The 14,345-nt window shown below is 64.8% G+C and carries 10 protein-coding genes; 6 read left to right on the top strand and 4 right to left on the bottom strand.

Features of this window, described 5'->3' with window-relative positions; translation table 11 throughout:
* Positions 1-87: 87 nt before the first annotated feature.
* Together V5E28_RS40185 and V5E28_RS40180 are read right to left on the bottom strand one after the other, a co-directional pair.
* Complete coding sequence (locus tag V5E28_RS40185; RefSeq protein WP_336215014.1) at positions 88-1,368, bottom strand: tyrosine-type recombinase/integrase; 1,281 nt, start codon at positions 1,366-1,368, stop codon at positions 88-90.
* Between the two features lie 335 nt (positions 1,369-1,703).
* Entirely contained in the window at positions 1,704-3,329 is a 1,626-nt protein-coding gene (locus tag V5E28_RS40180; RefSeq protein ID WP_336215012.1) for a type ISP restriction/modification enzyme, read from the bottom strand.
* A gap of 69 nt (positions 3,330-3,398) precedes the next feature.
* Here V5E28_RS40180 and tnpC point away from each other — a divergent pair, with 69 nt between their 5' ends.
* Positions 3,399-4,856 carry an IS66 family transposase gene (gene tnpC / locus V5E28_RS40175; RefSeq protein ID WP_336215011.1) on the top strand — a complete coding sequence of 486 codons (1,458 nt, stop codon included), beginning with the start codon at positions 3,399-3,401 and terminating at the stop codon, positions 4,854-4,856.
* 40 nt (positions 4,857-4,896) lie between these two features.
* Here tnpC and V5E28_RS40170 read toward each other — a convergent pair whose 3' ends face one another.
* Positions 4,897-6,612, bottom strand: coding sequence for an N-6 DNA methylase (locus tag V5E28_RS40170; protein WP_336215009.1), 1,716 nt, complete (start codon positions 6,610-6,612; stop codon positions 4,897-4,899).
* A gap of 714 nt (positions 6,613-7,326) precedes the next feature.
* Between V5E28_RS40170 and V5E28_RS40165 the strand changes: the two genes are divergently transcribed.
* From V5E28_RS40165 to V5E28_RS40145, 5 genes are all read left to right on the top strand, one after another.
* Complete coding sequence (locus V5E28_RS40165) at positions 7,327-7,512, top strand: hypothetical protein (RefSeq protein ID WP_336215007.1); 186 nt, start codon at positions 7,327-7,329, stop codon at positions 7,510-7,512.
* Positions 7,509-8,942: an N-6 DNA methylase gene (locus V5E28_RS40160; RefSeq protein ID WP_336215006.1), complete on the top strand. Its 1,434-nt coding sequence runs from the start codon at positions 7,509-7,511 to the stop codon at positions 8,940-8,942. The genes V5E28_RS40165 and V5E28_RS40160 overlap by 4 nt, the downstream gene beginning before the upstream one ends.
* Before the next feature lie 27 nt (positions 8,943-8,969).
* Complete coding sequence (locus tag V5E28_RS40155) at positions 8,970-10,148, top strand: hypothetical protein (protein ID WP_336215004.1); 1,179 nt, start codon at positions 8,970-8,972, stop codon at positions 10,146-10,148.
* 309 nt (positions 10,149-10,457) lie between these two features.
* Positions 10,458-12,005, top strand: coding sequence for a CBS domain-containing protein (locus V5E28_RS40150; protein ID WP_336215003.1), 1,548 nt, complete (start codon positions 10,458-10,460; stop codon positions 12,003-12,005).
* A 95-nt stretch (positions 12,006-12,100) separates the two neighbouring features.
* Positions 12,101-12,955, top strand: a complete 855-nt coding sequence (locus V5E28_RS40145; protein ID WP_336215001.1) for a hypothetical protein — start codon at positions 12,101-12,103, stop codon at positions 12,953-12,955.
* Here the strand turns inward: V5E28_RS40145 and V5E28_RS40140 are convergent.
* Positions 12,882-14,093 carry a hypothetical protein gene (locus tag V5E28_RS40140; RefSeq protein ID WP_336215000.1) on the bottom strand — a complete coding sequence of 404 codons (1,212 nt, stop codon included), beginning with the start codon at positions 14,091-14,093 and terminating at the stop codon, positions 12,882-12,884. The genes V5E28_RS40145 and V5E28_RS40140 overlap by 74 nt on opposite strands.
* Positions 14,094-14,345: the final 252 nt, after the last annotated feature.

Here is a 14,345-nt window from a genome sequence, read left to right as displayed (position 1 = left end):
ACCTCCTGATCAAAGAATCAAGAGGTGGGTCATAGCTGGGTCACGTCTGGGCCAAACAGACAGCACGAGACTTTTCTGGCATTGCGCTCAGCGTGGCGGCCGGTTCGAGGGGCGACGTTGGAGCTGCAGCGTCCGCTTTCGTAGTCGGTGACCTGTTCTTCGTGCTGTGGTGAGTACCAGGCGTGCCGTGGCTTCCGCCGCCTCGTGATGGAGTTCGGGAAGGACGGAGGTGTAGGTGTCGGAGGTCAGCACGATACTGGCGTGCCCGAGTTGACCCTGAACTGTACGCAGATCCACATGCGCTGCCAATGCTGTGCTGGCGGCGCCGTGTCGTAGGTCGTGCAGCCGTACTGGCGGCAGGCCGCTGGCTGCCACCAAGTACCGGAACCGGTAGGTCAGGTAGTCCGGGCGTATCGGCTGGCCGTCGGCGCGGGTGAACACCCAGCCGGCAGTGTCGAGGCCCTGCAAGTGCTGGCGTTGCTGATGGCGGCGTAGGAGACGGACCGCTTCGGTATCCAAGGCGATCGTGCGCTGGCTCGCCTCGCTCTTGGGCGGGACGACTCGCAGCTGGCCGTTGATGTGGATGAGCTGCTGGACAACGGTCAGTTCACGGGTCTCCAGGCTGATGTCCGCCCACCGCAGCCCGGCGAGCTCACCGCGGCGCAGGCCGCGCAACGCGGCCAGCCACCACAACGGATACAACGTGTCCGCGCGGACATAGTCCAAGAACTCCGTCAGGTGCTCGGTCGTCCACACTGCCACCGCTGGACGCTGCCCCGTGGCCTGCCGGCTCCGAGTCCAGACCTGGGCATGGGGACGCCGGGTGCGCGGCAGACGCAACCGGCGTGCCGGGTTCGTGTCGATCAGACCTTCGCGGATCGCTTCGTTGAGTGCCGCCCGCAAGGTGGCGTGGACCCGCTGCACGGTGGACGGCGACAGCACCTTGCCGTACCGATTGCGCCTCTGAGCCAGGCCCGCGAAGAAGCGTCGCAGATCTACTGGGCCAAGTTCCGCCAGCAGGATCCGGCCCAAGCCGGGGATCAGGTGGATCCGCACATGATCGGCGTAACCCTGCCTCGTGCGCTCGCGAATGGGCTGGAGGGTGGTCAGCCAGTGGCGCAGCCACTGCGCCATGGTGCACGCTGCACTCACCGCACCGAGGACGTCCGCGGCGGCGAGTTCGCGGGCAGCGTGCATGGCGTGTTCTGCGCTGTGGAAGCCGCCCCGCCGCACCCGTCCCTTGCGTCCGTTCGGACCCAGTACTTGGATCGAGAAGTACCACGAACCGTGACCTTCGTCAGCCAGATCGGGGCACGCCCTGTCCTGAGCTGAGCAACCACACCGCTTGTACACCACTGGCTCATCCATCTTGCCCTCCTCCTCATCTGTAATGACGGGCGAATCAGGAGGACATGACGTCGTTCGGGCGATATTTCGCATCCCTGCGGAGTGTCGAAATTCGTCCTCCCACCGCTGAGCGCCGGGCGGGCAGTTCCCGGCAGCAACCGCCACCGACTCGTCCGGCCCCAACGCCGGGCAACCTGGCCTGCTTCATCCCCGCCGCGCCACCGTCCGTATCACCCGCCCCAGGCAGGCCTCGCCTCGGCGCTAGCACAGTTCAGGCCCGATTCCGCAGACGGGGATCGGGCCTGAACAGAGCCGGTACGCAGCCAGAGAATCGAACCCGGGCCCGCTGATTAAGATCAGCTGTCGGGGAGAGGAAGCGTCCCGGCCCGTGTCGGCTTCGGTGGCTTCTTCGCTGATTCCGGGACTGGGAGCACGCCAGCGGCGGCAAGGTCGGCTTGGCCGATCAGCGGCCCCCTGCACACGTCGGTCAGTACCTGGTCCTGCTCGGGGTGCATCAGGACACATCCGGTAAGAACGGACAGGAGCGCTAGGAATTCGAGTGTCAACTCACGGTTCCATGAGGCCTGCGTGATGTCGTCGAGGCTGGATGTCCGACGCTTATTTCGCGGCTGGCTTGTCCGGTCGTTCAACCACCGCCACAGGATGCGCCGGCCGGAAACCGTGTAGTCGATGACCTCTTGACGTACGGGGGCGAATGTTCCACTGCCCACGGTGAGTGTTTGTGCTCTGGGGTCGTAGTCGAGGTGCTCGGCGAGCCGCTCAGGAAGTGCCCTGACGGCGGCCAGGCACCTAACACCGAACCGTTCGACAAGGGCACGCTCTGAGTGTCCCCGTCCTGCAACGGGATCGACGTAGCGAGTTCCGTAGGTATGGAGCCAGAGGATCTCACGTCCGATCGTTACCGCACGAGTCCACAACATCGAATCCGCGGTGAGCGGGACACGTACGCCTGGTTGCCGAAGATGCTTCCGGAATCGACGGGTGTATTCGGGGTGCGCGGTGATCGCCGCGATGTATGCGAGCACGTCGTCTGCGCTGACGGGAATACCCAGCCGAATGCGGAGATGTTCGAGCATGTCCCGGGTCATATTGGGGACACTGCCCTGGTCATCGTGCCAGAGAGGACGCACGCCGCCGCCGCCCCAGCCGTTGAAGTGATGCAGGTCGGGAATGAGCCCGGAGAAGACCAGCGCTGGGCCGTCGGCGATCTCGTGTGCGTCCTGCTCGGAAACGTAGATCTGGTGGTCGGAGCGAACCTGCCAGAGTGGCGGACGCGCACGGGCGAGCAGTCGGTTGTCGGGTATGAGCCACTGCCGGTCGAACGAGCGGTAGGCGACCTGGATCGGCTCATGACACGGTCCTATCTCCTCTGCCAGCGAGCATGGGACTGGCGGAAAACCCGGCAGCGCATCGACTTCACTTTGCAGCGTGCGATTCTCCTTTTCACGGAAGAGATCGCGGCGCTCCTCAGTCGAGGCGGCAAGGAACGTCCGCCATCGGGTTCGCAGAACTTCCGCGCTGGGCGCATAAACCCATGTGCGTCCGGGGGTGATGCCCCTCGACCGCCATGGCATCAGGTCACCGAGCAAGGAGAACTCCGCCCATTGCGGGTCGGCGGCAGGGAGGAAGGAGTCCTGCCATCCGGTGCCGCAGCTGTGCCAGTGCGATCCTGTCGTCGTCAAATGCGCTAGCGCGGTCGTCTTTTCTTCGCGCGTTCCATGTAACTCCAGATAGCGGACCATCGCCGGGCTTTCCGGGGCCGAATGCGCCGTCCTGGCGAAGATCAGAATGCTGAGTTGGCGCCCGACGTCGGGCCCGAGGAGCCGGGTCGCGATCGGGGGACGGTTTCCTTCCGGAGTGAGCTCGATGATCCATCCCAGGTCACATGTGCGTCGCAGGTATTGGCGCAGCCCCCTGAAAGCAGCGCCCTTGATCACACTGGAGGGGACGATGAACGCCACCACGTAAGCATTCAGCAGATCAAGATCATGATGGCGTGAGCGGGGTCCCTGCAATGGGATGATCTTCGTGTGTCGAAGACCCTGGATCGCCGCCCGTCATATGACGAGCTCGCGGCGCTGGTGGTCCGACAGATGGCCACGATCGAGGCCCAACGCGAGACGATCGCACGGCTGGAGGAGACGGTCGACCGGCTGACCGCGCGTGTCGCCGAGTTGGAGCGCAGGCTGGGCCGCAACTCGGGGAACTCCTCGTTACCGCCGTCCAGCGACACCTTCGTCCGGCCGGAGAAGAAACCGCCGGTCAAGAGTGGGAAGAAGCGGGGCCGCCAGCCGGGCGCGCCCGGCGCGGGCCTGGCCATGGTCGAGACGCCGGACCAGGTCGAAGAGCATGTCCCGGACGCGTGTGGCGGTTGCGGAAAGACGTTGTCGGCGGCCGACAGCGTCGGCTTCGCGCGGCGTCAGGTCCGTGACATTCCCCTGGTCACCGTGACGGTGACCGAGTATCGCGCGCATCGGTGCCGGTGTGGCGGCTGCGGCCGGGTGACCACGGCGGTTCTGCCCGAGCAGGTGGCGGGATCGCCGTCGTCGTACGGGCCGAATCTCCGCGCACTGGCCGCTTACCTGCTGGTCTTCCAGCACATTCCGGTGGAGCGCTGCGCGCAGTTGATCGCCGACGTCACCGGAGCGCGAGTGTCGCCCGGCTGGGTGAGTTCGATTCTGGCCGAGGCCGCCACCTTGGTCGCCGGCAGCGTCAAGCTGATCCGCGCGCTGTTGACACTCACCCATGTCCTGCATGTCGATGAGACCACCACCCGGATCGGGTCGACACGCCGCTGGTTGCACGTGGCCTGCACGACCACGCTGACCCTGCTCGGGCTGGGCGATCGCTCCCGCGACGGGGCCAACGCCCTCGGGGTTCTGCCCGAGTTCCGGGGCGTGCTGGTCCACGACGCGCTATGGCTCTACAACGGCTACCCCGGCGCCCGGCATCAACTTTGCGGATCACACCTGGTCAGAGACTTGACGGCAGTGGCCGAAGACCATCCCGGCCAGCGGTGGCCCGAGCAGATCCGCTGGGCGCTGGCCGCGTTGAACAAGCAGGCTGCCAAAGCGCGGGCGGACGGGCTGATCGAGATTCCGCCCGAGCGGGCCGAGATCTACCTGAAGTCCTTCCACCACGGCATCCTCGTCGGACTGTCGTTGCATCCCCGCGCGCCCGGACGCAAGCAGTCCCCGGCCCGTAACCTGCTGGAACGTCTCCAGCGACGGGCCGCTGATGTGCTGCGTTTCGCCGATTTCCCCGGCTGGGTGCCGTTCACGAACAACACCGCGGAGCGGGCGCTGCGGCCGGTGAAGACCCAGGTGAAGATCTCGGGCTGCCATCAGTCCGAGGCGAGTGCCGCCGCCTGGCTGACCGTCCGCTCCTACCTCGACAGTGCCCGCAAGCACGGCCTGTCGGCCTTCGACGCGATCCACCGCGCCTTCACCGGCAACCTGTGGATGCCGCCCGTCGCACTCGACGCCTGATCAGCTCGTATCACGCAGCGTCACAGATCCTTCTGATTGCTTACGCCACCACGCCTTCCGGCATGCGGTGTTCGGCTTCGAACACCTTCCAGGCTGCCCAACGCAGGAAATACCACGGCATTCCATGCAGATCCGATTCATAGCGACCCAGGCCGTCGGCTCGGAACTCGTCAAGCGAGGGGCGATCAACCCGGGTCCCGAGCTGGGGCATTCCTCTGCGCTGGCGTTCGATCCATTCGGCCCGACCCTTTGCGTTCTCCACATGCGGAGGGTTTCCGATCACCACCATCACGGGGACTCTGCGCTTGATGTCGTTCGCCTTGTCCCGCGCCTCCTCCATCACCCGGTATGGTGCGCCCAGCGTTGGCTGCACATGGTTCGGGTCGGCTAACGCGTCGGTGAGAAACCGCAGAGCCTCAGTTGGAGTCTCCACCGCGAACCGGCTCTGGAACGATCCATGGATACGCAGCTCAGCCACCGCGTATGGGGCAACCTGGATCTCGAACCCGATCAGCCGGTCGGTGACCAGGTCGTTGACGTAATCCTCCCGGGACCCGACCCCGAGCTTGTCGGCGACCCGGTCCGCGACACAGCCGATGACCTCGACCAAGAAGGTGCCGGTTCCCATCGCCGGGTCGACGACCACCACGTTGTCGTCGGCGAACCCCCACTCCTTACCAAGATGCTCACGAAGCACCTCGTCCACAAACCGGACAAGATCGCGGGCGACGCCGACTGGCGTGTAGTAGGAGCCGGTCTCCTTGCGGAGGGCGGGGTCGTAGCTGGCGAGGAAACGTTCGTAGAGGTAGGCGTAGGCGTCCGCAGGGCTGACGTCGAGCGTCTCCAGGTCGGCAACGCTGATCACACGGCGGAGGGTCTCGATGGTGTTGAGCTCGTCGTCAGCCCCGCTGGTGAGCACCGCAAACGCCTGCCCCATCAACAAGTGCCGTTTGCCCAGCTTCCGAGCAATCTCCTGGTAGGGCTCACCGACCAGGTCGATACCATCCGAGCGGGCCAGTAGCAGCGCAAACGTGACGGTCTGGGCGAAGGCGTCGGCGAAGCGCTCATGGTCGAGCCCAGGGAACAGCAGCTTCCGCCAGTCGTCGGCCAACAATGCCAGCCGCATCTGGGAGCGCTTCTTCAACGGGTCGGTGATTGCGGCGTACACCTCGTCCTTCAGCAGGCCACACAACCCGCCGATAATCTTCACGAGGGAGCCGAGCGTCCGAGGAGACTCCGGCTCCCAGAGCATGAACCGCCGGACGATGCCTACCAGTTCGGCGACAGCCGACGCCGCCGGACGCCGCAACTCCGCGACGGTGTTCGCCAACCTGACAATCGGTGAGATCCGCTCGCCGAACGAGTACTGCGCCCAGGTGACCCCGTCCGAGTACACCACATTGGGGAGCGCGGAGAGCTTGCCCCACTGCTCGAGATCCCGCTTGTCGGGGCGCCACTCGGGCGCACCTGGCACCCCCTTGCCCGGTCTCTTCAACTCAACATAACCGACGCGGACCTGTCCGATGTTCACCGCGTAGTCCGGTCGCGCCCGTAGATGCTTCAACCGCACCTCGCCGTAGGGGATCGCCTCGACACCGATCAACGCGCCAAGGTCGCGCAACAGGGTCTCCAACGGCCCACGGAACTGGTCCTCCTCCGCGCCGCCCAGCCCCCGTTTCTCCGCCACCGTCCGGCCGAACCTAGCTACGATCGCGTACGCGGTGGCTCTGGTGTCGAGCTTGGGGACTCGGGCCACGTGCACCTCCGGTCGATGACCAGCACCCACTCACTGTGACCGCCCCACCAGAATCCATCAAGATACAAAACGGAAACTACGCTGTTGAGCGTGCGCCTGCCGCCCGAAGCGCTCCCGGCGGCGCCGGACCCATAGGCAGCCGTGACCGTGATCGTGGCCGCGTGAGTCGGCCAAGGACCCCTCGTCATCGACGCGCCGCCATCCTTGTATGCCTATGCCTATCCCGCCCCGGCTCGCCTCAGCATGGCCCCACCCGGCTCCAGCACAGTGCAGGCCCGATCTCCAGCAACGAGATCCTGCCTGCACTGACTTTGTGCGCTGCCAGGGACTCCAACCCTGGACCCTGCGCAACCACCACGCGCGGATCACGTCAAGGTCGACGTTCATGCCGTGCTCGCGGCGACGTCGCCGAGATGCTCCTCGTGTCCGAGCGTCAGATAGCGAGGTCGTAAGGGCATCACCCTGTGTCGCTGCCGTTTGAAGCCCTGCGAGGACCCTCGGCGGTACCTGAACTCGCTCATGACCATGAACCTCAAAGAGCGCCAACTGACACCGGAACTCGTTCGAACTTGGTGCAGAACTCACTTGTAGAACCACTCGGCGCGGCCTTCCCCAGTAACGCGTCGGAATTCCCAAACGGCGTGCTGTTGCTCGCCATACGGCTACGTCTCTAGCTTCATAGCCCTCGACATCGTTCGAAGGAGACGGGTTCGGGTGGACGACAAGGTCTGGGTTGTGATCGTGATCGGACTGTTCTCGATCATCGTGGCGCTGGCCGCCGGTATCCTGCGGAGCATCGGTGGTGACCGGGTTCCCGCGGCGATCCAGGGCGGAGCCGTAGCGTTCGCCACCACGATGACGCTGGGGCTGATCGTGGCGAACGCACTGGGGGTCGTGTGAGCGGCGCGCGGGCTGCTGTGGCCGAGGGCCACCGGCTGGCCAAGGTGTGGGACGCGGTCGACGGGCTGGCCGGGCTCGTCTCCCCGTTGATCGCGTACCATCTGGCGCTGCGTGTGTTCTTCCTGCACGGCTTGAGGACGCTGCAGGAGGCGGACCCGGCTTCGTCCTGGCCGACGTGGGAGACTCTGGTTGCCCGTGCAGTCGGCCAAGGTGCGGGACAGCCGCTGGCTCAACTGCTTTCGGAGGTACGGCTACCGGAAGAGAACCTGCAGGGACGTTCCCGCTCGACGGAGGACATCGTCTCGCTCAGCCCGTCCCCTGCGGCGGACCGGCAGTTGGGGGCGCTCGTTTTGGCGCTGGATTCCGTGGATGAATCTCATGACCTGTTCGAGGACTGTTTGGAGCGGTTTTCCACTCGGCATGGGGTACGCGGCGAGTACTACACAGCCCGCGCGATCACCGAGCTCATGGCAAGTATGCTCGCGCCGCTGGAAACGGATCGGATTCTCGATCCGGTGTGTGGATCGGGAGGATCCCTCCTCGCAGCGGCGCAGCATGTAATGGCAGGGCCCGCCGCAGGACACCAGCCTGCGCTGTATGGTCTGGACGTCAATAACGAAGCCCGCCACATTGCCACGATGCGTTTGGTCCTGCACGGCCTCGATGCGGAGATCGGCGTCGGCCCTGTGGACACCTTGCATAGCGGCCTCACGCCCTCCTCGTTCGACGTAGTGCTCGCCAATCCGCCGTTCAACATGTCCAACTGGGACTACAACGACAAGCTCCGTAACCACCGGTGGGCCTATGGCCCCCCGCCCAAGGGGAACGCCAATTTCGCCTGGCTGCAGCGCATCCTGGAGACACTCAACGCTACGGGACGAGCAGGCGTGTTGCTCGCCGCCGGCGCGGCGACCGGCTCACGTGTCGGTGAGCGGTTGATCCGTCAGCGGTTACTGGAGGACGACGTGGTGGCCGCGATCGTGGCGCTGCCCGGCAAGATCTTTCGACACACCAAGACAGCCGCGTGTGTCTGGCTACTGAGCAAGGACAAGAGCGCGAGCCCGCATTGGGGGCGTAATCCTCGCCAGGAACACGTCTTGTTCATCGATGCCGGTCGTACGGCCGAACGCTTCGCTGGCCGGCAGCACATGCTGTCCCGGGCCGGAGCGGATCGGATCCATCGTACGGTGTCGGCCTGGCGTGGAATCAGTGCCGAGGCCTATGAGGACCAGGCGGGCTGGTGCCGTTCCGTCACGCTGGAGGAGATAGCCGCCCGGAACCATGACCTGCTGCCGACCCGCTACGTCAAGGCCATCGCATCCCAGCCTCAATCCACGGAGATCGAGACGCTCACGCGTGAGTTGTACGGGCATTTCGACCAGGCCACCCAGCTCGAACGGCAGCTACGCGAACTTCTGGAGAAGGGCTGAGCGGAAGCCGACATGGACAGAAGAGTCGTGGACGAGCAGGGATGCGTCTGGTACCGACTCGGCGCTCTGCCGGGGGTTGCCTCGATCACCTACGGCGTCGACCGGGCCGGGCCGAACCTGAAGGGCGAAGTTCCGCTGTTGCAGGCGGGGCACATCAGCGACGGGCGCATCCGGGTTCACCAGCCCGCCTTCATCAGTCAGAAGGAACACGCGGCGTGCACCCGGTCGTGGCTCCATGTCGGGGACGTTGCGATCGTCCTGGTCGGCCGGGTCGGCGATGCAGCCGTCGTCACACCGGGAGAACACGACTGGAATGCGGCTCGCTCTGTTGGCGTCGTCACCTGCACCGAACAGGGACGCCACGACGGCATCGGCTCGTGGGTGTCCTTTTGGCTGAGGAGTCCTGCCGCACGAGCCTGGTGCCTCGAACATTCCGCGGGTACGGCTCGGGCTTCGCTCAGCGTGGCAGCGCTTAGAGATCTCCCCGTACCCATGCCGCCCACGGCCGACCGCAGCCGGATTCATGACCTGCTGCGCGTCATCGACGAGAAGAAGGCCGTCAACGAGCAGATCGCGGAGGGAGCGGTGAAGCTGGCCGACGCCTACTTCGCCGACATACTCGCTACGGATCTCAGCTGGGATCGAGCGACCCTTGCCGACGTGGCGAAAGTGAGCACCGGCTTGGCCCGCCCGACACGAGATGACCACTCACCAGCAGTGGGCTGGGTTACATCGGCTGAGGTCCTGCAGAGCACCTCCCCCCACCTGGACCAGGTCGCTCGCATGATCGCTGCGTCACCGGAGCACATCGTTCAGCCGGGAACCCTCTTGGTCGCCTCGACACCCGGCGGAGTACAGACTGTCGAGACCCTTGTTCCAGTGATTCCCAGCCGCGGCATGCTCGCTGTCAGTCCGTTCTACGAGTCTGATCGCATGTGGCTCCTGCACGATCTGCGGACCAGGGCTTCTGAGCTCGTGCTGACGGCCCAGGGCAGGCAGGCGCGTGAGCTTAGCAGGGGGATCTTTGAGCAGGCACCTGTCCGATGGCCTGATCAAGCGGTGCGAGAGTCGTTCGGGCGCCTTGCCGGACCGCTCCATGAGCGGGCGAAGCTGGTGACCGCGGAGAATCGCACCCTGGGCTCCCTCGCCAGAGCGGCATGGCATGGCATGACTCCCCCAAGCGACTGGCCAGCTGGCGACTCGTAGCTTCCAACCCCGACGAAGAGGAACAAGTGAGCGAGTGAGAATCGCTCAGGATGGGACATCGGAAAGCAGTTTCGATGAGCGTGGCGATGAGACCTCAAATTCGAGGCTAATTATCGATGACAAACAGGCTTCCAGGAGCGCTACTGCGGATGCTTTCGGGCTCGGCCTGCGATTATCGCGCCGGCTCTCAAGCGGCTGCTCGTCCGTTGAGCAACCAAAGCTAACAATTCAGGATGATCCGCCTTCCCCCTTGTTTCATCGTCATCCGTATGACAGGTTCCGAATGTTCTGGTCTAGAAAGGGCAATGTATGTGCGAAGACGTCCGACTGGTTGCCGAGCCACGCGCGTGGATGATTCGCGGTGGCCGGGAAGGGCAACGCGAAGCGCGGGCGCTGCGCGAAGGGCTGGTCATCGTAGGCTGGCATGAGGCCGGAGACCTCAGCCGCTACCCGAATCGAGAACAGCTGGCCCAGGCTCTACGCCTGGCATTCCCCACGGCGGCTCTAAACGTTATCTCCAACTGGACTGGGCAACTCTGGCGATTCACCACCGAGATCCGTGCCGGAGACCTGGTGGTCATGCCCCTGAAATCGCCCGCCGGCCACATCGCCATCGGCAAAGTCACCGGCTCTTATGAGTACCGAGCGCACGAGCCGGAAGACTTCCAACAGGTGCGCACGGTCGACTGGCTCCGCTGGGACGTGCCCTTAACAGCCATCCGACCCGACCTGCGCGCCAGCCTGAGCTCGTTGCTCACCGTCTGCGGACTGACGCGCAACAACGCCGCCAGCCGGATCGCCGACATCGCCGACACCGGCGTCGATCCCGGCTTGGCAGGCGAGGAAGAAGTCACCAGCGCAGACGAACTCCTCGAAGACGCGGCCTCTCGCGACCCCGCCAGTCCACGCCAGATGACCATCCGCAGTCTGCTGGAGCACTGGGGTCAACGGCGACGTACCGGCCCCGTCATCGCCACCATCAAAGCCGATCTGGCCAACAAAGGACTGACCACCCGCCCGCCCTTCACCGAAGGCACGGTCAGCGACGAGATCGCCCTCATTCCCCTCGGCACCGAACCCGGCTCAGGCGCCACCACCGTCGACGACACCACCAACACCGAGGACGTCTCAGAACCCGAGCATATGAGCCTGCGCCTGGGCAGCCTGCCCACGCCGCTAGTCTCCGTACCCAGCACGGCCACCCTGACCTACGCCAAAACTCTGATGGTGCAACGCCGGTTCTCCCAGATCGCTGTGATCGACTCCGACGGCACCTACCACGGAGCGATCAGCTGGGAGTCCATCGGCCGCGCTCACATCGCTGCAAACCAGCCTTCCCTCCAAGCCGCTACTGTCTCGGCCCGGGTCGTAGACCATGACGCGCTTCTACTCGATCAGATCGAGGCCATCTACGCCGACGGCTTCATCTTCGTGCGCGACGCCGATCGCCTGCACGTTACAGGTATCCTCACCGCCGCCGACCTCACCGGCCAGTTCGGGAGCCTCGCCCGTCCCTTCGTCCTCATCGAAGAAGCCGAGAACAGGCTCCGGCGGGTCACCGACGAGGTCTTCACCGTGGACGACCTCAGAGACGCCGTACAACCACACCGCAAATCAAAGGTGCACCGAGCCGCCGATCTCACCTTCGGTGACTACATCTTCCTTCTCAAGGACCCACAACGTTGGTCTCTTCTGCAGTGGCAGCTCGATCACCAACTCTTCCTTGCGCACCTGGACGAAGTCCGAGAGATCCGCAACGACCTGATGCACTTCACCCCGGATCCGCTCTCTCATGATCAGTACGGGACCATCGAAGGACTACTCAGCCTGCTACGCACGGTTGATCCCAGACCATGAACAGGTACGCACGGAGGATCACAGCTCAGCGCGCCCATCTGGCGAATGTCACGTGAAGTATCCACACGGTCACAAACTCCGGGTTAATGTCAGTCATGGAGATTGGGGAAGAGTGGGCTTATCGCGAGCGGCCGAGGGCACTGGCCGATCCCGTGCACCGCGTCACGATCGTGAAGATTCGGGATAGCGACGACTCAATCAGGATCCGCCGGCTGGACGGCGACGACGCCGGGCTACAGGAATGGGTCTCCTACACCTCTCTGCTCGACCGCTGGACCGACATCGAACCGCGGCTCAACGACGAGCGGCGCCTTTTGGCCGTCAGAGAAGTATCGTCCGCTGCCGGCGACACGGTGGAGTACGAAGCCGCGTTGCTCGTCGTGAAGGCCTGCGGGCTTGGCCGACGGGTGATCCTCGGACGAAGCAAGACCGAGACGGGGGTCCTGCGGATCGACAAGCCTGCTGGGGTAGCTGATCGCCTGGGACTCACCGTCGAAGAACTAGCCGACGACCCTCTCGCCTTTCGTGATCGCCATGGGACGCTGATCAGCCCTTGGCGAGCAGCACGGCGGCTGATGCCGACGATCGCTACGACATTCTCCGAAGGGATCATAGAAGCGATCCACCGGGAAGAAGCAGAACTGCGTTCGGAGATCCTCTACGGGTACCCCTACCGGCCATCCTGGGAGGACGCCCGCGAGGAACGCAACGTACGGCTGCGCGAGCGCGAACCTGTGCACGCCTTGGTGCGGCAGTGGTGCGGGCAGGAAGCCGTTGGGCGGTTCGATGAGCTGATCGCCTTGCGCAACGAAGTTGTGCGGCTTGGCAAGCTCCTGGACCGGGCGGTCGAGGCATTACGCAAGCGCGGGGCCGCGGCTACCGCCGCCACCATTGAGAGCGACCTGGGCGTCCCCATCGCCATGCTGATGGATAGAGATCGTCGTACCTGACGCCGACGGGTTCTTCTGGTCGTGATTCTCGTTCGCCTCGACTCTCCTCCCGTAGGTAGCGGTGCAGGGCCTCCGGCGTCGGTTCGATGTCGAAGTTCGCCTCGGTCAGCACGCTCGGCGTGTGCAGGGGATCCATGTGATCTGCCTGTGCTCGCGCCCACGTCACCCACTGCGCAATCGTTGCCTCCTGTGCAGGCAGAATCGCCGCAAGTGCTTCCAGCCCCAGACAGAATTCGCGGATCTCCGCGGCGCAGGCCCATCCCTCCAGCGCCTGGCCGAAGACTCGCCGCCTATGCTCCTCCCTTGCCTGGTCCGCAGCCTGCGCACGTTCCTTATCGCGCGCTGCTTGCCGCTCCGCCTCCCGTCGGTGCCGTTCCTCCTCCTGGCGTCGCCACTTCTCAGCGCGTTCCCGCTCAGCCTTCTCTCGCGCCAGGCGCGCCTGCTGGTCAGCCTCAGCGCGCCGCTCAATCTCCTTGACGGCCGCTCGTATCTTGTCCTCCAGACGTGAACGCTTATCGTCCGCCCAGCACTGCAGACCGCGCCCCTCCCCCAGCTCGAGCCTGAGCCGGCCCGAAGGGACCTCGTCGCACTCGGGCGTGACCCGTTGCCAGGTGTAGAGCTTTCGGCTCCGGAGTTCCTCGTCGGTGTACACGTGAGGAACGCGGTCGAGTTCCTCCTTGATGTTCAGCGCGTACTGGTGCCCACGCGCGTGCGCTTGGAGGCCGCGTGGTTTGCCCCGCCTGGATATGCCGATGCAATGGCCCCGCTTCAACAGGTCCTCTGCTAAGGCGCGTACCACTTCCAGCGCGCGGCCGATCGTCGCGTCGGTGACGTCGATCGAACGACGATCTTCCCTAAGCCAGTCCGCAAGCTCGTGAGGGTCGGTGATCAGGTCGCGGGCACTCAATCGGATGCGATTCCAGTCCGTCTCGTCGGGATGGGCGGCATCCTCCAGCCGGAGGATGAGATCCCCGCGGTCGCGACCGGTATGTAGGAGGCGGAAGCCTTCAGGGATCAATCCTTGGCGCTTGGCCGCGTCCAAGGCCCGTCGATGAAGCGCCCTGGTGGCCTCGTCCGGGTCACGGACATGCAGCGTCCCCCCTTCGTCCTGCAAGCGCCTGATCAGTTCAGCCGCCAAAGCGTGAGGTGATGGCAACCTTAGATCGGCAGTTCGTCTTCCTCCCTTGGAACTCACGGGGGGAGATGTCAGAGCCGCAGCGCCCTCGTAGTAGCCATGCTCGAGGTAGAAGCGTCCTGCCTCGGTTACCTCGGCGATCCAGACCCCGTCTCTCCGTGGGGTCGAAACCAGTCCCCTGTCCCGGAGTGCATACACGGTACGAGCTAGATCACTGTCCTTGGCGGTGACCGATTCGCCCTCCGCGAGGCGGCG

It is taken from the genome of Nonomuraea sp. LPB2021202275-12-8 (assembly GCF_037044575.1).
GTDB lineage: Bacteria > Actinomycetota > Actinomycetes > Streptosporangiales > Streptosporangiaceae > Nonomuraea.
This window is presented reverse-complemented; position numbering and strand designations above follow the sequence as displayed.